Here is a 23,232-nt window from a genome sequence, read left to right on the forward strand (position 1 = left end):
ATTATAACCTTATTAGGTTACACCAAATTCTCTGGTCCCTTTTTCGTGCAATTTAGTGGTCCCCTTTACTTTAGCAATGACACTATACCTAACATAAATATAAAACAGCTTACCATCGTTCCTATAAATACTCCCCTGAGGTTAAAATATTGTAGAGATAAGGAATAATGTTCCCAAAATAGAAAAGTTGCTGCTCCGCTTATTGATGATAAAACCATTATTTGTGTTGGTACTCTAATGCTAAAAAGCGTTGTTACTAGCGGTACTAATATTACAGGTCCCCAAAAGCCAGTAAAAAATACTACTAAATCTATTACGTTACTGAATTTTAAGGCAGCAATTATAGCAAGGCTTCCTGTTGCTACGTTAATAATTCGGGCAATTAATAATAGTTTTTGCTCATTTTTTACCTTTAGAATTGGGTTAATTATGTCTTTAACAATAGCTATGGAAGTAACGTTTAAGTCAGAGTCGGCAGTAGACATAACAGCAGCAAGCAGCCCGCTTATGACTAAGCCTTGAATTAAAGGCGGGATTATTTGATTGATCAGATAAGGTAATACTAAGCTTGATGGTTGCTCTGGATAAAGTTTATAAGCAATTAATCCGTTTAAAGTAACACAAATTAAAAAGAATAAATATATAACCGATTTTGTATATATTGCTTTAGTCGTTTGAGTAGGGTTTTTATTAATCAAAGCTCTTTGAATAAAGGTAGGGTATAGATTCATTACGCTAAAGCTTAAAGCAGCAGCGATTATATAAGAAAATAAGTTAGATGGATTAGTTTCAACAATCAAATCGCCTATAGGATTTATAGAACCAATTTTGTTTAGTCCTATAAAAGTGACAACAGGTATCGCAATTATCATAGCAAAAAATTGCAGTAAATTAGTAAAAACAATAGATTGCAGCCCACCTATTGTAGTGTATATAAGTACTATACTATAGCTTAAAATTACTCCCTCAATATAATTTATTTCTAAGATATATTGAAAAATATAACCGCTGACGCTTATTTGAGCTGCTAAAAATCCAACCGATACAATTACAGAGCTAACCCCGCCAATAAAGCGACCTAGATTGCCATAATATATACTCATTATATCGCCTATGCTTTCTGCCCCATGATGTTTTGCAATTAGTGGCACTACATAAATAGCGATTATGATATCTATCGGGATAGTAAGTATTAAAGCGTAAGCATAATATGCATGTCCTAAAAAAGTTTTTTCTGTAATACCAAAAGTAGTAGCTCCTCCTACAGAACTTGCAAATATAGTAGCTATTAATAGCAGTTTGCTATTCTGAACCTTACTCTCTACATTGGCATAATTTTTAAAGCTACTGTTTTTAGCTCGGTAATAAACACCTACGGCTAAAATTGATATCAGATATAAGAATATGATAATATTATCGATAGGTATTTTAAGCATTATAAGATTTCTGAATTAAAATGAATTATTAATATATCTTATTTATCACAACATAAGAATAAAAAACTCATTAACAATTATTAACTAATTAATAGATATTAATATTTTTTAGCTGGACCTATAGTTCCCAAGCCACGGGGGTGACAGGGGGAAATGATCCCCGCAAGCAAGCCTTAAGCGGGGATGACATCGGAGCCATGCAACAAGACCAGTTTCTCCTCGCAATAACGTTTTATAGCATCAAAAAATTCAATGCGTAAAGATATCAACTTCATCCCAGCCGACTAAATCTAAATTGGCTCTGGTTGGTAGAAATTTAAAGATGTCTTGAGCAAGTTCAAATCTATTTTCTTTAACTAACATTGCTATTAAATGCTCTCTTAACTTATGCAAATAAAGCACATCTTTAGCAGCATATTCTTGTTGGTCAGAAGATAGATTATCAGCACCCCAATAAGAAGATTGTTGTTGTTTGGAAATATTTACTCCTAACAATTCTCTACATATATCCTTAAGCCCATGGCTTTCAGTATAAGTTCTAACTAGCTTTGAAGATATTTTAGTACAAAAGATATTCTCTAAATCAACTCCCAAATATTTTTTTATCGCTGCTAAATCAAACCTTGCGAAATGAAATATCTTGCAACGTTCTTTATCACTTAGTAAATTTTTTAGGTTAGGAGCATTATAGTTTTGATCTAGAAAATGCACAAGGTGAGCATCACCATTTCCGTTACTAAACTGCAATAGACAAAGTTTATCTCTATATAAATTTAATCCCATCGTTTCGGTATCTATTGCTAAATCACCTTCAAGTTCAAAATCATCTGGTAAATCGTTTTGGTAAAGCGTAATAGTCATAATATATTCTTCAGTTAAATTTTAATTTCTGTGATGAGCCTATGGTTTGCTATTGGTGTTAAAAACTTGTTCGCTTGGAGCTGCTATACCTAAAACTTTGCGTGCTTGTTCATCTAGCATATCCTTATCTAACGATTCGGTTCTAAGTAATTTAACATTATGTTCAAGCTCTACTCGTTCAGCTCGCAATAATTTCAATTCATCATAGGCTTTTTCAAGTTGTCTATTTACTTTTAAATATGCAATAACTCCTTTATTGCCGTAAATGCAGTGAAAAACAAAATATCCTAGCAGCAATGCTAGAAAAATATTTAAAATTATTTTTTTTGTATGATTATTTGAAAGTATTGAATTAAAAATACTCATAAATATAATCCATTTATAAAAAATAATATTGGGGCAGTTAAAATTATACTGTCAAATCTATCTAACACTCCCCCATGACCAGGTATAATATCGCCGCTATCCTTAATATTAAACTTTCGTTTAAAATATGAAATAAATAAATCACTTAGCTGAGCTATTAAAGCTAGCATACAACTAATTATAAACAGATAAATCCTATTTGAGAAATAGTAATTTTCAATGTAAAAACTTGGTATAAAACTAATTAAGGTTGCAACTAAACCTGCCGATAATATTCCTGTAATTAAGCCGCTCCAAGTTTTTTTAGGGCTGATTTTTGGAGCAAGTTTTGCACCGCCCAAGGTTTTGCCCCCAATCATCGCAAATGTATCTACCGACCAAATTATGCAAAAATAAAGCATAATAAGCCAGTTATTTATGGGATTGCTACTTAAGGATATTAACAAGCTTATGGGAATTGGGATAATAATTAACCCTATTATTAGATACATAATAGAGGAGTGGGTCATATCATACCATTCGCTAAGCATTCCTATAGCTACTAATATCATTAAAACATAGAATAAAGGTTTAAGCCATAATATGGCTACCACAAATGATGGTACTAATATTATACCAGACAGTATTCTTAAATATAAATTTGATTTTTGTTTATCTTTTGCCAAATGTTCTTTTCCTTTTTGAATAATCATCTATAGCGTTTATTATGTCTTCTTTATTAAAATCAGGCCAATATTTTTGAGAAAAATATAGTTCAGCATAAGCTGCTTGCCAAAGTAAGAAATTACTAATCCGAAAAACACCGCCAGGTCTTATTAATAAATCTACATCAGGCATTTCCGGATCATATAACGCATTTTGTATATCGCTCTCAAGAATTTCTGTTTTACCGCTTGCGATAATCTTAGTGCAAGCGTCTGTTATTTCTTGACGACTACCATAGCTAAAAGCTATACAAAGAGTTAATTTATTATTATCTTTCGTTAATTCTATAGCATTATTTATTTGTTTTTGCAATGAGTCGCTTAATAAATTAAGCCTACCTATTACTTTTATTTTAATGCCATTTCTATGTAAATTATCTAGCTCTTTTTTTAAATAAATGTTTAATAACTTCATTAAAAAAGATATTTCTGTAGTTGAGCGTTGCCAGTTTTCGGAAGAGAAAGTATATAGCGTAACATATGGTATTTTAAGGTTAATAAATTCCGGTAATAATTCATGTACTTTATCAGCTCCGGCTCTATGTCCTTCAGATTTAGGTAAGTCATGCGTAGCTGCCCAGCGTGCATTACCATCCATTATTATTGCTAAATGTTTTATGTTAGTCATTATTAAATATATATTTTTGGTTCTTTTTAACGTCATTGTGAGCCACTGAAAGTAGCGTGGCAATCTTATCAGAATGTCCTGAGATTGCATCAAAGCTCTGCTTTCACAAGGCATTATTGCGTAGATCGGTTTTTCCGTCTGAGCTAAGGAAATTACGAAGTAATTGACGAAGCAATCCAGCTAAAAAATGCTAATTTATAGTATTTTTTATTATTTTTTCTGGATTGCCACGCTCATTTCATTCGCGTAGCTCAGACGACTTTCGATCCACGCAGGCAATCCCTCCTCGCAATAACGACTATACCAATTTTTAGAGTTCTATCTTAGTATATACAGGAATTTCTACTCTAACCGACAACCCACCTAAATCCTTACTATCTTCTAGATAAAGAAATCCGTTATGATCCTTTACTATCTCACGAGTAATAGCAAGTCCGAGACCTACATTACTTGAATTATCTAACTGCCTTGCTTTATCCGATCTATAAAATGGCTTTAATACTAAAGGTTTTTCTGCATTATCTATGCCGCTGCCATTATCTTCAATGATTATTGATAAGTTAGATGAGTTAGCATTTAACGAAATTCTAACTTTAGTACCATATTTTATAGCGTTACTAATTAAATTAGACAAGGCTCTTTCAAAAGAATGTGGTTTAATTCGAAGTTTCACTCCATCTAATTTAGTAGGGTTTATAAACTTTATATCTATATGTGACCATTTATTTAAAAAAGATTTAATCCAGGATAAAATAAAAATTTCTTTAAATTGTTCTGCACTTTCGCCTCTTGCAAAATCTAGATAGGAGTTTATCATTTGCTGCATAGTTAATATATCTTGCTTTAGACCGTCAGTTTCTTCATTTTCGTCCATTAATTCAAGTTGTAATTTCATGCGTGTTAGAGGAGTTCTTAAATCATGAGAAATCATAGCAAGCATGGTAGTTCTTTTGGTAATTTGCTTTTCTATACGAGATTTCATTTTTAAAAAAGCAAGCCCTGCTTTTCTTATTTCTAAAGCACCTGTAGGCTTAAAATTCTTACTTTTTAAGATACCTCGACCGAATTCATCCATGCTATCTGCAAGAGCAACTATTGATTTAATTTGATTCTTAGAGAAAATAATAGAGATGGAAAGTAATATAATAGTTAAAAATATAATCCATAGAACAAAAATATATACTGTTGGGTTAAGTAAAAGTTTGGCTGGAAAAGAAATATTTAATACCTCGTTATTTAGCTCTAATAATACTTGAATTCTATTTTCCTTAGTTAAGTTAATTATATTTTTTTCATGAATTTTTGTATTTAAAATATTTTTAAATATAGTTAAGGGTTCGTTTAACTTAGGCTGTTTTGCTAATAGTTTCTTATTAGGCTCAAATTGATAAGATAAATTGAGATAATTTTCTGATAATTGTGTTATTTCTTTTGGATTATCTTTATGCTCTTTAATTAAAGATTCTATTTCATTGATAATAATGGTGCTAGTATAATATGAAACATTATACCAATGACGATCATAAAACAAAAATATAGCAACTAGCTGTCCTATCAGAATCGGCATAATTATGATAAGCATAAATCTTAGGAATAAAGTCCTAGGTAATAATTTAGATATAAAGTGCATATCCCTCATTACGCACGGTTTTTAAATATTTCGGTTCTTTAGGATTATCTTCTAGCTTATTTCTTATTCTGGTAATTTGTACGTCAATAGAACGTTCACTAAGACCTCCCATAATTTTTGAAAGCTCAAGGCGGCTAATAGAAGTGCCAAGACGTTCTATAAATATTTCAAGTAATTTTTGCTCAGTAGAGCTAAGCGGAATTATCTGATCATTTTTAGTAAATTCTTTAGTATTATAATTATAAAAATTATTGCCAAATTTGGTTATATTTTTTTCTTTTTTGGGATTGTTATAATTATTGATCAAGTTATTTATACGCAATAATAATTCTCGTGGTTCAAAGGGTTTAATAACATAATCTGATGCACCGGCTTCAAGACCTTTAACACGGTCATCAGCTTCCGATAAAGCAGTTAACATTACTATTGGTATATTATTGCCAGCGTCCCTAATGGTAGTAGCAAAATCAAGCCCTGTAATGCTTGGTAACATGACGTCTAAAATAATCAAATCGTAATTAGAAGTTTTTAACAAATCCTTTGCCTCTATAGCTGATACAGCCGTTGATACTAAAAACTCATTTTTATTTAAAAATTGCTTTAAAAGTGCTAATATTCTGGTATCATCATCAACAATTAGGATATGTGCCTTATATTCTTGCATATAAATATGATGTAATTTTTAAAAATTTTTCCGTCATTGCGAGGAGCATAGCGACGAAGCAATCTTAGGAGTTTGCTTTATGAGATTGCCACGCTCCTTGCAGTCGCTCGCAATGCATTTTTACTCTAGTACAAATAACAATTAATAACAATGACAAAAAATTTAGAAAATAATCTTTGGTATATTTGGATTAATGGTGAGTTAGTTCCTTATGAACTTGCTACAGTGCATGTTTTAACTCATAGTTTGCATTACTCAGGATCAGTATTTGAGGGTGAGCGGGCTTATAATGGGAAAGTTTTTAAACTTAAAGAACATACTGAAAGATTGGTTAAATCAGCAGAAGTTTTAGGATTGAAAGTACTTTATAGTGTAGAAGAAATTATAAAAGCTCATGAATTATTAATAGAGAAAAACAAGATTCAGGATGCATATATAAGACCACTTGTTTGGTGTGGGAGTGAGTCTTTAAATATTATTAACCCTAAATTGTCGACTAACGTTTTGATTGCGGCTGTTCCCTCTATGCCACGAGCATTTACCGCTGGAGTTAATTTGCATGTAAGCAGATGGCGTAAAGCTGCACCTAATATGATGCCAGTGCAATCTAAATCCGCTGCTCATTATAACATGGCAATAACAAGCAAGAAAGAGGCTAAAGACCTTGGCTATGATGATGCATTATTACTTGATTATGAGGGGTATATTGCGGAATGTACTACAACAAATATTTTCTTTGTTAAAGATAATGTGCTATATACTCCAGTTGCTGATAGATTTTTAGATGGTATAACAAGACAAACTATTATTGAAATTGCAAAAAATTTAGGGCTAGAAGTAAAAGAAGAGCGTCTAAGATTAGAACAGATAGAAGATTTTACCAGCTGTTTTGCTACAGGTACGGCAATTGAGGTGCAAAATATTAATTCTATAGATCTTGGTAATAAGAAAGTTACTTTTAATGATCATAAAATTGCGAATATTTTAAAAGAAGAGTATGGTAAAATTGTGAGGGGATAAAAAACGTCATTGCAAGGAGCATCGCTTGTGTGGCAATCTTATGAGATAGTCCTCGGTGTCATCCCGTGGCTTGGGAACTAGATCCAGAAAAACAATAAAAAAATACTAACATAATGAATAATATATTTAAAGGTTTGATTACGGCAATAATAACGCCGTTTAAAAATAATAAACTAGATTTAGATGCCTTAGAAAAGATTTTAGAATATCAAATAAATGCTGAAGTGAATGCCGTAGTAATAGCAGGTTCAACAGGTGAGGGGAGTAGTTTAAGTTTTGAAGAGTATAAATTATTATTGCAGACAGCTAAGGATATTATAAATAAGCGTATTCCTATAATTAGCGGATGTTCTTCAAATGATACCGCTTATGCAATAGAGCTTGCGGCTGAATCTACAAAAATTGGAGTTGACGGCTTTATGATTAGCCCGCCGTCATATTTGAAGCCTACTCAAAGCGGGATCTATAAACATTTTGAAGCAATACATGAAGCTAGTAATTTACCGATTATGCTATATTCAGTTCCGGGTAGAACTGGGGTTGACTTTACCGATGAAGTGATATTTAAACTCGCTAAATTACCTCGTATTTTAGCTTTAAAAGATGCGGGGATAGATTTAGAAAGACCGCTTAGAATTAAAGCTATAGTTAAAAAAGAATTTAATCTATTATGCGGTAATGATGATTTAAGTCTTGCTTTTAATGCTCAAGGCGGAGTAGGGTGCGTATCCGTAGCTTCTAACGTTGCACCTAAATTATGCAAAGAGCTTCAAGAGAAATGGTATAACAATGATGTTAAAGGAGCTTTAGAGATTCATCAAAAATTATTACCTTTATATAAAGCATTATTTGTAGAATCAAACCCAATCCCAGTTAAGTATGCTATGCATTATTTAGGATTCTGCACAAACAAAATTCGTTTGCCTTTAACTGAAGCAACAAATACGACCAAAACACAAATTGAGGAAATTATAACATCCTTATCTATAAAAGTATGACGGAATATAAGAAAATTATTGCACAAAATAAAAAAGCTCTCTTTAATTACTTTATTGAGGAAAGACTAGAAGCAGGTATTGTATTAAAGGGTAGTGAAGTTCAATCATTGCGTCAAGGTAAAGCATCTATAGAAGAGAGTCATGCAGCTGATACGGGAAATGAGGTATTTTTGTATAATTGTCATATTGCAGAATATGAAAAAGCAAATAGGTTCAATCATTCTACTAGAAGACCACGTAAATTATTATTGCATAAGAAAGAAATAAATAAAATTATCGGTAAAACTAAAATAAAAGGTTATACTCTAGTTGCCTTGTCTATGTATTTTAACAAAAAGAACAAAATAAAAATTGAGCTTGGCATTGCTAAAGGTAAAAAATTACACGATAAAAGAGAATCGATTAAAGAAAAAGATTGGAAGAGAGATCAGAGTAGATTGATCAGACAGAAGTAAAGGTTAAGGTATGGTTGTCACCCCGTGATTTATTCACGGGGTCCAGAAAAAAATATGTAATATTTTTTATTGTTTTTCTGGATCCCGTGGCGGGGTCACGGGATGACACAGTAGGAGTTGCATTTCCTCGCAATGACATACACAAGCCCGAAACAAAATAAAATTAATTTTAAAGGTTATTTATGCAGCATATTATTGGAAAGATATTAGTTATATTTGTAGTAATTATAGGAGTTTTATTTATTTTTAAAACTATAAAAACTTCTTCTACAAAACCTGTTTCCATAGAAGTTAAACAAAATGAAGAGCCAAAGCAATGTGAAGAAGAAAGAGTTAAGAAGATTATTGAAGAATATTTGCTTAATACTCCTGAAATAATAATACAATCAATAGAAAATCTACAAAAGCGTAAAGTACAAGAAAGTGAAACCAAAGTTAATAGCTATATTAAGGATAACAAATTAGATATCGAGAATAGCCAAAATTTTCCTATCATAGGTAATAAAGACGGTGATATAACTATAGTTGCTTTTTATGATTATTCTTGTTCCTACTGTAAAAAAGGTGATGTTTCTTTAAATGAGTTATTACAAAATGATCCAGAAGTGAAAATTTTGTTAAGACCATTACCTATCCTTGGTGATGCTTCTGATTATTTAGCAAAAATAGCTTTAGCGGTTTATAAAATTAACCCTAGTAAATTTAAAGCTGTTCATAGTGAATTAATGAAGATAAGAAATGTTTCTAAAGAAACTGTCGAAGAATTATTAGCTAAAAATGACTTAAATATTACGGAAGTTGAAGAAATAGCTGACAGCTCTGAGGTAAGAGATCTAATCGCTCAAAATATGCAAATAGCTAGAAATCTTAAAATTCAGGGTGTGCCTGCATATGTAATTAATGCTAGATTAATTCCAGGATCAGTAGATTTTCCTCAATTATTAAGCATAGTCAAAGAAATTAGAGATAATAAGGATTCCTAATTAAGCCTTGTGGGTCAAAGTCGTCATTGCGAGGAGATGCAAATATAATTTTCTCGCCATGACGGAAAAGCTGATCCACTTTTATTAATATTATAGTCAATTTTCAAATTAAACTTCGTCTACCAACTTTTCATTTATTAGCAGTATATACTTGACAATATGCTTTTAGATTGTTAATATCCTTTTACATATATTAAAGCTTTATAAAGCTAACAAATAAAATTAATTCTTCAAGCCACAAGAATAAATCTAAAAATCTAGTTTGATTCCAATTTAAAACAAACGTAATATTTCCTCTACATTTAAGGAATTAAATTTTTCATTCATGTCAACTATAATCTATTATAATAAAAATAATGAGTATAACTAATAAAGAATCCCCAGAACAACTAAATAACCCTGAATTTAATAATCATTATGCAGAAAACGGCAATATAATTAATTTAAAAGAATTAAAACGTAAATTGCCTGAAGAATTGCAAGCTCAAGCAGAAGAGCTAAAAATTGAAAATGTTAGTTCTTTGCGTAAACAAGAATTAGTTTTTGCAATTTTAAAGAAATCTGTAGAGCAGGGGGGTTCAATAGTAGGTGAGGGTGTACTTGAAGTTTTGCCTGACGGGTTTGGCTTTTTGCGTTCTCCGGAAGTAAATTATTTAGCAGGACCTGATGATATTTATATTTCTCCAAGCCAAATTCGTCGCTTTGGGCTTCGTACTGGTGATACTGTGGAAGGACGAATCAGAGCTCCGAAAGAGGGTGAGCGTTATTTTGCTCTACTTAAGGTAAATAAAGTGAATTTTGAAGATCCCTCTAAGGCTTATCACCGCGTCAATTTTGATAATCTCACTCCTTTATATCCTGATGAAAAATTAGGCTTAGAGCTTGAAGATAACAGCAAAGATTTTAGTACACGTGTTATCGAGCTAGTCGCTCCTATGGGTAAAGGACAGCGTGCTTTAATAGTTGCACCACCCCGTACTGGTAAAACCGTGTTACTACAAAATATCGCTCATGCTATTACTACCAATAACCCGGAAGTATTTTTAATTGTGTTGTTAATAGATGAGAGACCTGAAGAGGTAACAGATATGCAACGTTCCGTGCGAGGGGAGGTTGTTAGTTCTACTTTTGATGAACCGGCCAGTAGACACGTACAGCTTGCGGAAATGGTCATTGAAAAAGCAAAGCGTTTAGTAGAACATAAAAAAGACGTAGTAATTTTAGTTGATGCTATAACTCGTCTTGCTCGTGCTTATAATACTGTAGTGCCATCATCAGGTAAGGTATTAACTGGCGGTGTTGATGCTAACGCACTTCAGCGTCCGAAAAGATTTTTTGGTGCTGCAAGAAATATTGAGAATGGTGGTTCACTTACTATAATTGGTACAGCTCTAATTGAAACAGGCTCACGTATGGATGAGGTGATTTTTGAAGAGTTCAAAGGTACAGGTAACTCTGAAATAGTATTAGATCGTAAGATTGCCGATAAACGTATTTATCCGGCGATTGATATAACTAGATCAGGAACTAGAAAAGAAGATTTATTAGTTGATAAAATAGTGCTAAATAAAATGTGGGTTCTTCGCCGCATCATCGACCCAATGGGTAGCAGTGAAGCAATAGAATTCTTGCTTAAAAAGCTAGAACATACTAAAACTAATAGTGAGTTTTTTGAGATGATGAAAAGCCCAGCAGAACGTAAGTAAGTTGTGGGGTCATCCCGTGGTGGCATTGCCCGCATGGATCAAAAAACGTCCTAAGTGTCATCCCGTGGCTTGACCACGTGATCCAGAAAAATAACTAAAAATATCAATAATATTGATATTTTTAACTGGACCCCGTGAATAAATCACGGGGTGACACAGCAAGTTTTGCCTCTCCTCACAATGACGAAAAACTAAAAAATATATTGCAAAATGAATATAACACCTGATTATTTAATTGAAAGAAAACAAATAAAATCTCGTTTATTAGTTTGGAAGTTAATAGCAATTATTTTAATTGGTGTTTCATTCTTCTTAATTTGTAAAGATTTTGTTCCAACGGAAGTTTTAGCCAATAATAATGATGATTATATAGCTTCGGTATTAATTGACGACATAATACTTGAAGATGAGAAGCGTGATAAAAAGCTTAAGAAAATTGTTGATGATTCTCATATTAAAGCCTTAATAGTTAATGTAAATTCTCCAGGCGGTACAGTAGTAGGATCAGAAAAAATTTATAATATTCTACTTAAAATATCAGAAAAAAAGCCGGTAGTTATAGTTATGGGAACGATGGCAGCAAGTGGTGGTTATTTAATCTCTCTTGCTGGTGATTACATCATTAGCCATAATGGAACTATAACTGGTTCAATTGGGGTAATATTGCAGACTGCTGAGGTAACTGACCTTGCACAAAAACTTGGCATTACTTTTCTTAATTTTAAATCAGGTGAGCTTAAGGCTGCTCCAAACCCTACTGAAAAACTTACTGAAAATGTAAGGGTAGCGATTATGGAAAATATCGAAGACACTTACAATTTTTTTATTGAACTTGTTGCTGAAAGACGTAAAATTCCTATAGATGAAGTCAAAAAACTTGCTGATGGCAGAATATATTCAGGACGTCAGGCTGTAAAACTAAAGCTTGTAGATAATATAGGTAATGAGGATACAGCTTTAAAATGGTTGCAAGATGAGAAAAAAATCGATGCTAAATTAACGGTTAAGGACTATCAATTAAAACCAAAACCTAAATTAGTGGAAATGATGCTTGAAGATTTCGACAGTTTAGTACCTAGTTTTTTCAAAAATAGTTTTAATGGAATTAAGGCGATTTCTAATCATGGCTACTAAAATTGATTTGATAAATAAAATACATAAGCAGCTGGATTATCTTTCTAAAGAAGATGTTAGTGATTCTGTGAATTTAATCCTTAATTATTTAAGTAATTCTCTTAAAGAACAAAACCGTATCGAAATCAGAAATTTCGGTAACTTTTCTATCCGCACACGAAAATTCCCAGAAAGTGATAAATTTTATAATACAATTTATTACAGAATGCCTAAAAATTTCCTTAAAGACTAAAGTTATTACTTTACAAATTTTAATTTAACGTTAGTTTATGGCTAATTAAAATTAAGATATATACAAATTGTGAAGTGGTCTAAATATACTTTCTTAGAAAAACTTAAAATAATAAAAAGTAAAATAACGCATAATAATATTATATGCGTAGCTCTTCATACTTATGATTTAGAGCTTTTTGAAAAAATACTGATAACAGAAAAGGTTAAAGATATTAATATGCTGTTCCTTGCTCGTTACGGATTATGTAAAGGCGATAAATATTATACTTTTTTACAAAAACTATATAATTACTTAGACGAAAATAATGTTACTTTAGATAAACAAAAAAAAGAATCTTTAGACTACGTATTAAAATATATAGAAATGTTTGATCCTTTAAAATTCACTAAAAAGGAACAATTACAACCTCGTTATAACGATGAAGACACGTTAGAGTATTATGAGAATGCTTCTAAAAATCTAGATAAAAATAATATAAACCATACTGATAAAATTGGAGAGTCTTCTGAACTAAACTATGCAGAGTTGGATTGGACAAGTTAAAACTTATTTTTCAAAATACTATCATTACAATAATGCAACTATCCTACATAATTTATAAAATTTAAGAAAATTTAATACTCGCTTGAGTTTGCTTTGAACTATCAACTGTCAAGGGGTAAATCTAAAATAATTATAAATATTTATGTTGAATAAACTCTTATTCTAGTGTCTACTTAAGAAAAAGTTTTATACTTAATTAGCTTCTACCAACCCCATTAGTACTTATAATGAGCACAGCAAAAAAAACTAAATTTCAAATAAATATCAATAATAATTATAACGATTTACTTACACCTTTTGGTAAGGCAATTTTGCGAGATCGATACCTTATGAAAGGCGAAGATTTTCAAGATTTATTTGCTCGTGTTTCTAGTTACTATGCTGAAAATAAAGAGCATGCTCAGAAGCTATATGAGTATATGAGCAAAATGTGGTTTATGCCTGCAACACCGATTTTAAGTAATGGTGGCACTGATAGGGGATTACCTATCTCTTGTTTCTTAAACGAGACCGATGATAGTTTAGATGATATAGTAAATTTATGGACGGAAAATGTTTGGCTTGCCTCACGCGGTGGCGGAATAGGAAGTTATTGGGGTAATGTTAGATCTATTAACGAAGCAATTCACAATAAGGGACATTCATCAGGCATTATACCTTTTATTAAGGTAATGGATTCTATGACCCTTGCTATTTCTCAAGGATCGATTAGACGAGGCTCATCAGCTGTATATCTACCTATTGATCATCCTGAAATCGAAGAATTTATTGACATAAGACGCCCGACAGGCGGGGACGTTAACCGAAAATCTCTTAATATTCATCACGGTATTGCCATAACTGATAAATTTATGCAAGCTGTTGAAAATAATACAGACTTCGAGCTTATTAGTCCTGCTACCAAAAAAGTTGTAACTAAAGTTAGAGCAAGAGATTTATGGGTTAAGCTGCTCACTACCAGAATAGAAACTGGTGAGCCTTATCTGTTATTTATTGATAGTGTTAATAAGTCAATACCTAAGCATCATAAAAAGTTAGGCTTGCATGTTAAGATGTCTAACCTTTGTAGTGAAATTACATTGCCAACCGGTATCGATCATTTAGGCAAATCAAGAACTGCCGTTTGTTGTCTTTCTTCTTTAAATTTAGAATATTATGAAGAATGGAAAGACGATAAAGAATTTATACCAACCATTATGTTATTTCTTGATAATGTTTTAGAAGATTTCATCAATAAAGCACCTGATACTATGGCAAGAGCTAAATACTCAGCTTTTCGTGAGCGAAGCGTTGGACTTGGCGTTATGGGATTCCACTCATTCTTACAAATGAAAAAAGTACCGATAGAATCGGTTATGGCAAAGGTTTGGAATAAAAAAATATTTGAATATGTATCTAAGGAAGTAGAAGAAGCATCTGTTAAAATTGGTAAAGAGAAAGGGGCTTGTCCTGATGCATTGGATGCAGAAAGCAATGAGCGTTTTAGTAACAAAACAGCAATAGCTCCTACTGCTTCAATTTCAGTAATAGCAGGAAATGCATCACCAGGGATAGAGCCATTTGCTGCTAATAGTTTCGTACAGAAAACCCTAACTGGTTCTTTTAATGTACGTAATAAGCATTTAGAAAGGTTATTAGAGGAAAAAGGATTTAATAATGATCAAGTTTGGTCTTCAATTAGTACTCACGAAGGATCAGTGCAGCATCTAACATTCTTAACTGAAGAAGAAAAGCAAGTCTTTAAAACAGCTTATGAAATTGATCAAAATTGGTTGATAGAGCTAGCAGCAGATCGTACTCCTTATATTACTCAAGCACAATCTTTAAATGTCTTTCTACCCGGTAATGTTAGCAAAAAATATCTAAATGATATTCATTTTAAAGCTTGGAAAAAAGGAGTGAAAAGTTTATATTATTGTAGATCAACATCAATTCAGCGGGCAGATAAAGTTTCGCACGATGTTTTAAAGGCAGATTTTAAAGATTTAGAAAAACAAAATGACGAGCTAGCTGAAGCTAATAAATACGAAGAATGCCTAGCTTGCCAGTAATATAATAGTACCGGACAGTTTTAAAAAATACCTCATTTTATTTAGGTATAGGTGACCTTATATGTCATTCCCGCGTAGATCGAAAAACGCCCTCGGTGTCATGCCGTGGCTTGACCACGGCATCCAGAAAATAATAAAAAATACTAATGTTATTAGTATTTTTTAGCTGGATCCCGTGAATAAATCACGGGATGACAGGGAAAAATGATCCACGCGGGGCAAGCCTTAAGCGGGAATGACATAAAGTAGAAACTGTTCTATACTATTCAATAATATACTAGGAGAACTTCGTATAGTTACTGTTAATATAAAAAAATAAATTAAAAAGAAAGCATATGTCATTACTTGATGCAAGTCCGATTTATAAGCCATTTTCATATCCGTGGGCATATGAAGCTTGGCACACTCAACAAAAAATTCATTGGTTGCCGGAAGAAGTACCGCTTGCTGATGATGTTAAAGATTGGAAATATAATTTAACCCCAGGTGAGAAGCATTTATTAACGCAAATATTTCGCTTTTTTACACAAGCTGATATTGAAGTAAATAATTGCTATATGAAGCATTATTTAAGAGTATTTAAGCCGACTGAAGTGTTAATGATGCTGTCTGCTTTTTCTAATATGGAAACAGTGCATATTGCAGCATACTCACATTTGCTTGATACTGTAGGAATGCCTGAAGTAGAATATTCTGCGTTTCTTAAATATAAGGAAATGAAAGATAAATATGATTATATGCAACAATTTGGGGTTGCTACTAACGAGGATATAGCAACTACGCTTGCAGTATTTGGAGCTTTTACAGAAGGATTACAGCTATTTGCATCTTTTGCTATTATGCTTAATTTTCCACGTTTTAATAAAATGAAAGGTATGGGGCAGATTATTGCTTGGTCAGTGCGTGATGAAACGCTGCATACTAATTCTATTATTACACTCTTTAAAACTTTCGTTAGAGAAAATCCTGAAGTCTGGACAGAAAATTTACGTAGTCGTATCTATAAAGCTTGTACAACTATTGTACATTTTGAAGATGCGTTTATTGCTCTTGCTTTTGAAGTAGGGGGAATTGAAGGGCTAACGGCTGATGAGGTAAGATTATATATTAGATATATCGCTGACAGACGTTTATTTCAGCTAGGGCTAAAAGATATTTATATGGTAAAAAATAACCCTCTGCCATGGCTTGATGAAATGCTAAACGGGGTTGAGCATACAAACTTCTTTGAAAATAGAGCAACCGAATATTCAAAAGCAGCAACTACCGGCTCATGGGAAGAAGTATTCGCTGATATGGATAGGAAGTCAGCTATATAATTAGGCATAGTCATTATTAATTTTAAAAAAATAGTTGTTTTTATTTTAGTTTTTAGGGATAAAAATTCTACTAAAAATTTACTGTGCAAAAATTAATTAAATTTATTATAACTTTATTTTGTAGTATAAATCCATATTACTATTTTAGACAGTTTATTTTTGGTGCTGCTATATCCTATTTTTTTGTACTGGTTATCGGTAAATCATCTTTTGAAATAATCATACCGGCTATTATTTATCCATTTCTCTATCCATATTCACGATTTGCATATGAGACAATAATAGATTTTATAAGGGGTAATAATGTAATAACAGGTGACAAGATTATTGAAAATGATAAGGTGATAATAGTAGTTAATAAGATCATCGTAAATGATTATAACACTAAAATGCTGGGCGATATAATATGGCTGTTTTTTAAAGTTATAGGTATGGTACTTTGTTTTCTTTTGTCTCCTTTCATGATACCTATAGGGTTGGTATTATTATATTTTCTACAAAGAAAAAGTACAGAAATAGAATAAGAAAGGGCTAATTTGTACGAATCGGTGGCATCCCTGCTTAAGGCTTGCGTGGATCAGTTCCACCACGGTCATCTCGTGGCTTGTCCAGCGTTGTTGCATTGCATGGCTCAGGAAAAGCTTTTAATTTTAAAATCTTGCTATTTTAAAACTTTTAATTACTGGATTCCCGCCTTCGCGGGAATAACATATTATGCTAGACATAAAAAGAAAACAAGACCATATCGAAATTAATCTTACAAAGAATGTTGAATCTGGCTTAAGTAGCGGATTTGAGTCAGTTCAATTTGTGCATAATGCCTTACCGGAAATCAATTATAGTAGTATAGATACAACTACTACTTTCTTAAATAAAATCTTACAAGCACCTATTCTAATTTCTAGCATGACAGGCGGAACACCTAGGGCAAGAGATATTAATTGTAGATTAGCTGCTGCTGCTCAAAAAGCAGGTATCGCTATGGGGCTTGGCTCTATGCGTACATTACTTACAGAACCAAGTACTTTATATACATTTACAGTGCGAAATAATGCTCCTGATATAGTATTACTTGCTAATATTGGTGCGGTGCAACTCAATTATGGTGTAACACCAAAGCAATGCCAATATTTAGTAGATAGCGTTAAAGCTGATGCCTTAATTTTACATCTGAACGTGTTACAGGAATTAACTCAGCCGGAAGGTGATAAAAATTGGGAAAATCTTTTACCGAAAATAAAAGAAGTCGTAAATTATCTTTCTGTTCCTGTAATTATCAAGGAAGTAGGGTTTGGCTTATCTAAAAAAACAGCCAAGCAATTTATAGATATAGGAGTTAAGATTCTTGATGTTGCAGGAAGTGGTGGAACATCGTGGAGTCAGGTAGAAGCTTACCGTGCTACAAATTCATTACAAAATCGTATAGCTAATAGTTTTATCAATTGGGGAATTCCAACGCTAGATTCCCTTAAAATGGTGCGAGAAGCTTCAAAGGATATTTCGGTTATTGCAAGTGGCGGCTTAAAGTCAGGTATTGACGGGGCTAAAGCTATTCGCATGGGAGCGGATATTTTTAGTCTTGCTGGTCCATTTTTAAAAGCAGCTGATGTTTCAGAAAATCTAGTATCTGAAGAGATACAGCTAATAATAGAACAGCTCAAAATTACTATGATGTGTACAGGATCGCATAATTTGGAAGAGTTGAAAAAGGTTGAATTATTGTAATTGTCACCAACTATGTCATTCTTGTGTGAGGCTTGTCCCGTATGGATCATTTTTTCCCTGTCATCCCGCGACTTGATCGCGGGATCCAGCTTAAAATACTAAAATTATTAGTATTTTTTATTGTTTTTCTGGATGCCGTAGTCAAGCCGATAGTACCGGACAGTTTTTATTATATGTCATTCCCGCAAAAGCACAGTAGTGTCCGGAGAAAAAATAAACGTTGTTATTGAGGTGGCCCAATTTGTCTAGACTAAAAATTAAGATTTATGAGATATAAATTGTATTATAATTTTACTCAATAATTTTTGTAGAATACACCTGTTCTGGAGTGAGATATTCTAATGACTGGTGCATTCTTTTTCTATTATAAAAATTTATGTAATCAGTTATAGCATTTTTTGCCTCCTTGACAGTATTTAAAACCATCAAATATATTTTTTCTTGTTTTAATGAACGCCAAAATCTTTCTATAAATACATTATCTAGGGCTCTGCCTTTACCATCCATACTGATTTTGATTTCACGTTTAATTAGTTTATCTGTAAAATCTTTTGATGTAAATTGAGAACCTTGATCTGTATTAAAGATTTCAGGCTGACCATATTTTATTATTGCTTCTTCAAGTGCATCAATACAAAAGTCACTTTCTAAACTAATAGACACCTTCCAGCTCACAATATAACGACTAAACCAATCAATAATTGCTACCAAATATACAAATCCTTGTGCCATTCTAATATAAGTGATATCTGTACTCCATACCTGATTTACTTTAATAATTTCAACTCCTTTTAAAAGATATGGATATATTTTATGAGCTTGATTGCACTTACTTAAGTTCATTTTAGGATAGATAGCTTCAATAGCCATTATTCTATAATAACGACTTACTGCCTTGCGACCGATTGTGATTCCAAATGGTACAAGGTGCTCAGACATTCTTCTTGCTCCAAAGTAAGGATGCTGTGTGTATATTTCATCAATTACTTGCATTATTTTTAAGTCTTTTTGGGTTAAGCCTTGTGGCTTGTAATAATAGCTAGATTTGTTAATAAACAGTAGAGTACATTGCCTAGCGATACTTAGATTACTACACTCTTTATCTACCATATTTTTTCTAATTGCCAAGTCCAAACAATGTAGATTTTTTTTTCAACCAGTCACGTTCAACAGTTAACTGGCCTATTTGTTCATACAATTGTTTTATTAAATCCTGATGATCTGGATCCTTAGATTGTGGCTTAATTTGAAAACTACTAATTAAATTTTCTATACCTCTTTTCTTCCATGCTTGTATTTGTGTCGGATGAACTCCATATTTGCTACTAATTTGAGCTATTGTCATTTCAGCTTTTATTGTTTCTAAAACTATCTTTGTTTTTTCTGCTGCACTATATTGTTTTGCTTTTTTGGACATATAATTTCTCTTTTGTATCTGAAAATTATATCTCATTCTAGCATTTTAGTAGTCCAGTTTTTGGGTACCATTATATATTATTAGGTTTTTTCGTCATTGCGAGAAGAATTACAAAGTAATAAGGGCGAAGCAAGGAAGTAAAAAAATGCTAAAATTAGTTATTTTTTACTATTTTTCTGGATTGCCACGCGGTCTACGACCGCTCGCAATGATGGTTTTAATAATACTCCAAATTTCTCCGGACACTACTGCACTTTCGCGGGAATGACATACAATGTCACCTACATCTGAATAAAATATAACATTTTTTTAATGATTGTCCGGTACTATGGGTCAAGCAACTAGATGACACCGAGGCATTTTTCGATCTACGCAACAAAGCTTTTTCGGGAATGACATAGGAGTCATGCAACAAAGACTGCATCTTTCCCGCAATGATATTTCTACAACTCTAAATAAGATTTTAGTGCCAAAATTAATATCTCATCTTTTTTGGTATCTAAGTCTTTTGTTAATTCTTCATAAACTTGTTCGTCTGATAGGGTAGTGAATTTTTTAAAGAGCTTTACTATTTCTAGAGACGGCATAATTTGAAAAGCATCTTTCAATATTTTAATCTTTTTCTTATCATTCAGATTATTATTTGAATTCAAATAAAGTTCTAGCAAAGGGATATTTACAAAATTGGTGTTTATAGCTGACTCTAAATATTCTGCATAATTTGCCAGCAAATAGTAATCAGCAATTTTTAAATTGTCTGAAATAGGTATGGCTTTATGAAGTTTGGCAATTTTATTTGTGATAAAAGTAAATTTAGACCATAAAGCAAGTTGCCCGTAACAATAAGCTAAAGTAACTAAATTATCTGCATCATATTCATTTAAATTATAAGCTTTAATAGCATAATTCTCAGCTTCTTGATAAAGTCCTTTATCGTAATAAAGTCTGGCTAAATTTTTATTGCTATAAAAAGCAAATTCTTTTGATTTAGAAATATTTTGCAAATAAGCGATTTTCTTATCTACATCCTCTTCTGTTTCGGCTAAAATTAAGTTATGAAATTCTTTTAAATTTTCACAAGATGAATTCTTGCGGGCAATAGAGCCTGCTTTAGCTTTATTACCAGTAATATATTTTGCAAAAGCTAGAACTAATGAATATCTATCATTATTGATTTTACGATTACTAAAAACATTATGTATCTTAATTGGTAAATCTATAATTAATATCAAAAATCTTATTATGATAAAACCAAGTACTATTAATAGAATTAAGCTAATTAGACTAAAGAAAAAAGTAGTTTCAATATTATAATTATATAAACTAATGAAAACCTTTGAATCAAAGCTTTGCATTAAGGTAAAGCCAAAATAAAGAAGAAAAAGAGCAGCACATATTAATAATAATCTAAACATCTTTATTTATAAACTCCTGCATAAATTTTTCTGAATAAAGAAAATTAATTAGATATTTTAATTTTTCTAGGGTCAAGGATTTATCTTGTTCTTTTATAGTTATATTAGAAGGCTTTTTCTCGATTTTAACAAATTTTTCAAGCCATTTATGATTTAATGGGAAAATTACTTCTACTCTTTCAGATTTAGAAATAAGGTAATTATTATTATATTCTTCTAAGTTTGCTAAAATATTTTTTATTTCCTGAGGTAGCAGCAGAGATTTTAATACTGTTAATTCTTTACTATATTCCTGATCTTGCAAAAAATTATATGTTAGTAGATTTGCATTTAGCAGATAATTAATATAATCAGGTGAATATATTTTTTGCTGAGGCTTAGGTTTTTGTTCTAATGCAGCAGTAGGAGCTTCGGGAAATTTTAAGGAATCTATATAATTAAAAAATGTTTTAGTAGATAGCAAAGGTGCTTCTTCTTTTACTTCTGTAATATTTGTTTCAATCTCCTCTGGGGTATCAAGAGTTTGACTTAAGTTTTTATTTTCGCTTTTAAATAATTTTAAAATATCGCTCCTATTGTTATAAAGCGTAAAGGAAGATAAAGTAAATATTACTATCGCTATGAGAAAGATGTTCCGGCTTTTAAATAAACTATTGAATTTTTGCATTTTCAAATAATAATTTGATTAAATCATTAGGATTTTGGTCATCATAATAAACCACATTTTTAAAAAAAGGTCTAACTATATTTGCAACTTTTGAACTTATAGCTATAACTAAACTATTTTGTAAATATTCTAATAAATTATTTTCATTCAATAATTTTAACAGAGTCTTAGCACTATTTTGAGAATAAACTAAAATAAAATCAACAGAATTTTTAAGTTCTTTTACAACAGATAACGGAAGCTCATTTAAATATTCTACATTATAAATAATATAACGTTTTATTTTATCAGGCAAATCTTTAGTGATTTCATTTGAAGATAGATATATAGCTTGTTCATACAAATCATCCGGAAAATGCTGCATCAAATCATCGACGTTTTTACCGGCATAGGCTATTTTAAAGCCTTTATTTATTAATATCTCTCTTGATTTATCACCCACCACCCAAATGTTATGATTTAATTCATATTCAACAATAATTGTGGCGGCATATTTGCTAGTTATTATTATATTTGAGTAGTTTTTTAAAATATTAGCATCAAAATCTAAAGTTTTATACTTAATTATAGGGCAATTAATATAATGAAAATATTTACCTATTTCCTGGGTAGTTTCTAAATTAGCTTCTAAGCTTCTAGTTAATAAAACCGACTTCATATAATATTTGTATTCCTATATAAAGAGCTACTGCCCAAATTATAATAGCTGCTATTTTATTAACTATAGCTAAAATTGTGCTACTTTTATTCAGCTTTCTAATATTATAACCAGCAAAACCTAAAGAGAAAAACCATAACCAAGATACAAGCACGCAAGTTAAAGTAAATATAGTTTTTATAAGTCCCTGATATTTTAAGGCACTTGTACCTATTACTACTATTGTATCCATAATTGCATGTGGATTTAATATTGATACTGATATAGCAAATAGAATCTGTTTTTTAGCTGAAAGTGCGTTCGAGTTATTAGTAAGATCAAGAGGTGGCTGATTCCAAGTATTATATCCCATATATAATAAAAAAATAAATCCCAAGACAAATATAGCAAGTTTTAGGGTAGGGATTTCAAAAATTATTAAAGACAAACCAAAAACGGCAGAGCAGATAAGAATAGTATCGCATATAGAAGCTGATATTATACTAGGTAAAACTTTTTGAAATTTTTGATGTGTAGCTCCTTGATTGAATATAAAAATATTCTGCACTCCTAAAGGTACAATTAAGCCAAGTGCTAATAATATTGCATGAAAAAATGCATTTAATATTTCGCTCATT

The 23,232-nt window shown here is 31.6% G+C and carries 25 protein-coding genes; 12 read left to right on the top strand and 13 right to left on the bottom strand.

The features are described from left to right. Positions 1-65: 65 nt before the first annotated feature. The 7 genes from AAGD54_RS03845 to AAGD54_RS03875 form a co-directional block, all read right to left on the bottom strand. The gene (locus AAGD54_RS03845) at positions 66-1,436 is read right to left on the bottom strand and encodes a sodium:solute symporter family protein (protein WP_341795053.1); all 1,371 of its coding nucleotides are present in this window, start codon (positions 1,434-1,436) and stop codon (positions 66-68) included. Positions 1,437-1,685: 249 nt separating this feature from the next. Next, positions 1,686-2,297, bottom strand: coding sequence for a ribonuclease D (locus AAGD54_RS03850; RefSeq protein ID WP_341788110.1), 612 nt, complete (start codon positions 2,295-2,297; stop codon positions 1,686-1,688). A 39-nt stretch (positions 2,298-2,336) separates the two neighbouring features. Then, a complete protein-coding gene (locus tag AAGD54_RS03855; protein WP_341788109.1) occupies positions 2,337-2,663 on the bottom strand; it encodes a septum formation initiator family protein in 327 nt (108 codons plus the stop codon). Next, entirely contained in the window at positions 2,660-3,355 is a 696-nt protein-coding gene (locus tag AAGD54_RS03860) for a phosphatidate cytidylyltransferase (protein ID WP_341788108.1), read from the bottom strand. The genes AAGD54_RS03855 and AAGD54_RS03860 overlap by 4 nt, the downstream gene beginning before the upstream one ends. Then, positions 3,315-3,995, bottom strand: coding sequence for a polyprenyl diphosphate synthase (uppS, locus tag AAGD54_RS03865; protein ID WP_341788107.1), 681 nt, complete (start codon positions 3,993-3,995; stop codon positions 3,315-3,317). Before uppS ends, AAGD54_RS03860 begins: the two co-directional genes overlap by 41 nt. Before the next feature lie 310 nt (positions 3,996-4,305). After that, entirely contained in the window at positions 4,306-5,625 is a 1,320-nt protein-coding gene (locus AAGD54_RS03870) for a sensor histidine kinase (protein WP_341795175.1), read from the bottom strand. Next, positions 5,609-6,289, bottom strand: a complete 681-nt coding sequence (locus AAGD54_RS03875; protein ID WP_011477410.1) for a response regulator transcription factor — start codon at positions 6,287-6,289, stop codon at positions 5,609-5,611. The genes AAGD54_RS03870 and AAGD54_RS03875 overlap by 17 nt, the downstream gene beginning before the upstream one ends. Before the next feature lie 144 nt (positions 6,290-6,433). On the opposite strand from AAGD54_RS03875, the gene AAGD54_RS03880 reads away from it, so the two are divergent. The 12 genes from AAGD54_RS03880 (at position 6,434) to fni (ending at position 18,458) form a co-directional block, all read left to right on the top strand. Continuing rightward, positions 6,434-7,309 (top strand): branched-chain amino acid transaminase, encoded by an 876-nt coding sequence (locus tag AAGD54_RS03880; RefSeq protein ID WP_341789225.1) that lies wholly within the window; start codon positions 6,434-6,436, stop codon positions 7,307-7,309. 113 nt (positions 7,310-7,422) lie between these two features. After that, positions 7,423-8,307: a 4-hydroxy-tetrahydrodipicolinate synthase gene (dapA, locus tag AAGD54_RS03885; protein WP_341795054.1), complete on the top strand. Its 885-nt coding sequence runs from the start codon at positions 7,423-7,425 to the stop codon at positions 8,305-8,307. Beyond that, positions 8,304-8,762 carry an SsrA-binding protein SmpB gene (smpB, locus tag AAGD54_RS03890; protein ID WP_341788105.1) on the top strand — a complete coding sequence of 153 codons (459 nt, stop codon included), beginning with the start codon at positions 8,304-8,306 and terminating at the stop codon, positions 8,760-8,762. Before dapA ends, smpB begins: the two co-directional genes overlap by 4 nt. Before the next feature lie 182 nt (positions 8,763-8,944). Continuing rightward, a complete protein-coding gene (locus AAGD54_RS03895) occupies positions 8,945-9,745 on the top strand; it encodes a DsbA family protein (protein WP_341788104.1) in 801 nt (266 codons plus the stop codon). Positions 9,746-10,101: 356 nt separating this feature from the next. Then, positions 10,102-11,451, top strand: a complete 1,350-nt coding sequence (gene rho, locus AAGD54_RS03900) for a transcription termination factor Rho (RefSeq protein WP_016948430.1) — start codon at positions 10,102-10,104, stop codon at positions 11,449-11,451. A 210-nt stretch (positions 11,452-11,661) separates the two neighbouring features. Continuing rightward, a complete protein-coding gene (sppA, locus tag AAGD54_RS03905) occupies positions 11,662-12,585 on the top strand; it encodes a signal peptide peptidase SppA (protein WP_341795055.1) in 924 nt (307 codons plus the stop codon). Next, positions 12,575-12,817 (top strand): HU family DNA-binding protein, encoded by a 243-nt coding sequence (locus AAGD54_RS03910; RefSeq protein ID WP_341795056.1) that lies wholly within the window; start codon positions 12,575-12,577, stop codon positions 12,815-12,817. The genes sppA and AAGD54_RS03910 overlap by 11 nt, the downstream gene beginning before the upstream one ends. 69 nt (positions 12,818-12,886) lie before the next feature. Then, positions 12,887-13,363, top strand: coding sequence for a hypothetical protein (locus AAGD54_RS03915; RefSeq protein ID WP_341795057.1), 477 nt, complete (start codon positions 12,887-12,889; stop codon positions 13,361-13,363). 227 nt (positions 13,364-13,590) lie between these two features. Next, the gene (locus AAGD54_RS03920) at positions 13,591-15,414 is read left to right on the top strand and encodes a ribonucleoside-diphosphate reductase subunit alpha (RefSeq protein ID WP_341788099.1); all 1,824 of its coding nucleotides are present in this window, start codon (positions 13,591-13,593) and stop codon (positions 15,412-15,414) included. Between the two features lie 335 nt (positions 15,415-15,749). After that, complete coding sequence (locus AAGD54_RS03925) at positions 15,750-16,733, top strand: ribonucleotide-diphosphate reductase subunit beta (protein ID WP_341795058.1); 984 nt, start codon at positions 15,750-15,752, stop codon at positions 16,731-16,733. A gap of 83 nt (positions 16,734-16,816) precedes the next feature. Next, entirely contained in the window at positions 16,817-17,257 is a 441-nt protein-coding gene (locus AAGD54_RS03930; RefSeq protein WP_341795059.1) for a hypothetical protein, read from the top strand. A gap of 190 nt (positions 17,258-17,447) precedes the next feature. Next, positions 17,448-18,458, top strand: a complete 1,011-nt coding sequence (fni, locus tag AAGD54_RS03935; protein WP_341795060.1) for a type 2 isopentenyl-diphosphate Delta-isomerase — start codon at positions 17,448-17,450, stop codon at positions 18,456-18,458. A 291-nt stretch (positions 18,459-18,749) separates the two neighbouring features. Here the strand turns inward: fni and AAGD54_RS03940 are convergent, their stop codons facing one another. The 6 genes from AAGD54_RS03940 to AAGD54_RS03965 form a co-directional block, all read right to left on the bottom strand. Continuing rightward, positions 18,750-19,568, bottom strand: coding sequence for an IS3 family transposase (locus AAGD54_RS03940; RefSeq protein ID WP_341794824.1), 819 nt, complete (start codon positions 19,566-19,568; stop codon positions 18,750-18,752). Positions 19,569-19,575: 7 nt separating this feature from the next. Continuing rightward, the gene (locus AAGD54_RS03945) at positions 19,576-19,875 is read right to left on the bottom strand and encodes a transposase (RefSeq protein WP_341794552.1); all 300 of its coding nucleotides are present in this window, start codon (positions 19,873-19,875) and stop codon (positions 19,576-19,578) included. A 443-nt stretch (positions 19,876-20,318) separates the two neighbouring features. Then, positions 20,319-21,290 carry a tetratricopeptide repeat protein gene (locus AAGD54_RS03950; RefSeq protein WP_341795061.1) on the bottom strand — a complete coding sequence of 324 codons (972 nt, stop codon included), beginning with the start codon at positions 21,288-21,290 and terminating at the stop codon, positions 20,319-20,321. Next, positions 21,283-21,957 (bottom strand): hypothetical protein, encoded by a 675-nt coding sequence (locus AAGD54_RS03955; RefSeq protein WP_341795176.1) that lies wholly within the window; start codon positions 21,955-21,957, stop codon positions 21,283-21,285. The genes AAGD54_RS03950 and AAGD54_RS03955 overlap by 8 nt, the downstream gene beginning before the upstream one ends. Continuing rightward, complete coding sequence (locus AAGD54_RS03960; RefSeq protein WP_341795062.1) at positions 21,941-22,615, bottom strand: uroporphyrinogen-III synthase; 675 nt, start codon at positions 22,613-22,615, stop codon at positions 21,941-21,943. Before AAGD54_RS03960 ends, AAGD54_RS03955 begins: the two co-directional genes overlap by 17 nt. Beyond that, positions 22,593-23,231 carry a LysE/ArgO family amino acid transporter gene (locus AAGD54_RS03965; protein ID WP_341788092.1) on the bottom strand — a complete coding sequence of 213 codons (639 nt, stop codon included), beginning with the start codon at positions 23,229-23,231 and terminating at the stop codon, positions 22,593-22,595. Before AAGD54_RS03965 ends, AAGD54_RS03960 begins: the two co-directional genes overlap by 23 nt. Position 23,232 lies beyond the last annotated feature (1 nt).

Source organism: Rickettsia endosymbiont of Rhinocyllus conicus (genome assembly GCF_964026465.1).
Classification (GTDB): domain Bacteria; phylum Pseudomonadota; class Alphaproteobacteria; order Rickettsiales; family Rickettsiaceae; genus Rickettsia.

Coding starts and splice junctions, on each gene's coding strand:
- AAGD54_RS03845 (WP_341795053.1), bottom strand. CDS start 1,436: ATGCTTAAAATACCTATCGATAATATTATCATATTCTTATATCTGATA.
- AAGD54_RS03850 (WP_341788110.1), bottom strand. CDS start 2,297: ATGACTATTACGCTTTACCAAAACGATTTACCAGATGATTTTGAACTT.
- AAGD54_RS03855 (WP_341788109.1), bottom strand. CDS start 2,663: ATGAGTATTTTTAATTCAATACTTTCAAATAATCATACAAAAAAAATA.
- AAGD54_RS03860 (WP_341788108.1), bottom strand. CDS start 3,355: ATGATTATTCAAAAAGGAAAAGAACATTTGGCAAAAGATAAACAAAAA.
- uppS (WP_341788107.1), bottom strand. CDS start 3,995: ATGACTAACATAAAACATTTAGCAATAATAATGGATGGTAATGCACGC.
- AAGD54_RS03870 (WP_341795175.1), bottom strand. CDS start 5,625: ATGCACTTTATATCTAAATTATTACCTAGGACTTTATTCCTAAGATTT.
- AAGD54_RS03875 (WP_011477410.1), bottom strand. CDS start 6,289: ATGCAAGAATATAAGGCACATATCCTAATTGTTGATGATGATACCAGA.
- dapA (WP_341795054.1), top strand. CDS start 7,423: ATGAATAATATATTTAAAGGTTTGATTACGGCAATAATAACGCCGTTT.
- smpB (WP_341788105.1), top strand. CDS start 8,304: ATGACGGAATATAAGAAAATTATTGCACAAAATAAAAAAGCTCTCTTT.
- AAGD54_RS03895 (WP_341788104.1), top strand. CDS start 8,945: ATGCAGCATATTATTGGAAAGATATTAGTTATATTTGTAGTAATTATA.
- rho (WP_016948430.1), top strand. CDS start 10,102: ATGAGTATAACTAATAAAGAATCCCCAGAACAACTAAATAACCCTGAA.
- sppA (WP_341795055.1), top strand. CDS start 11,662: ATGAATATAACACCTGATTATTTAATTGAAAGAAAACAAATAAAATCT.
- AAGD54_RS03910 (WP_341795056.1), top strand. CDS start 12,575: ATGGCTACTAAAATTGATTTGATAAATAAAATACATAAGCAGCTGGAT.
- AAGD54_RS03920 (WP_341788099.1), top strand. CDS start 13,591: ATGAGCACAGCAAAAAAAACTAAATTTCAAATAAATATCAATAATAAT.
- AAGD54_RS03925 (WP_341795058.1), top strand. CDS start 15,750: ATGTCATTACTTGATGCAAGTCCGATTTATAAGCCATTTTCATATCCG.
- fni (WP_341795060.1), top strand. CDS start 17,448: ATGCTAGACATAAAAAGAAAACAAGACCATATCGAAATTAATCTTACA.
- AAGD54_RS03940 (WP_341794824.1), bottom strand. CDS start 19,568: ATGGTAGATAAAGAGTGTAGTAATCTAAGTATCGCTAGGCAATGTACT.
- AAGD54_RS03945 (WP_341794552.1), bottom strand. CDS start 19,875: ATGTCCAAAAAAGCAAAACAATATAGTGCAGCAGAAAAAACAAAGATA.
- AAGD54_RS03950 (WP_341795061.1), bottom strand. CDS start 21,290: ATGTTTAGATTATTATTAATATGTGCTGCTCTTTTTCTTCTTTATTTT.
- AAGD54_RS03955 (WP_341795176.1), bottom strand. CDS start 21,957: ATGCAAAAATTCAATAGTTTATTTAAAAGCCGGAACATCTTTCTCATA.
- AAGD54_RS03960 (WP_341795062.1), bottom strand. CDS start 22,615: ATGAAGTCGGTTTTATTAACTAGAAGCTTAGAAGCTAATTTAGAAACT.
- AAGD54_RS03965 (WP_341788092.1), bottom strand. CDS start 23,231: ATGAGCGAAATATTAAATGCATTTTTTCATGCAATATTATTAGCACTT.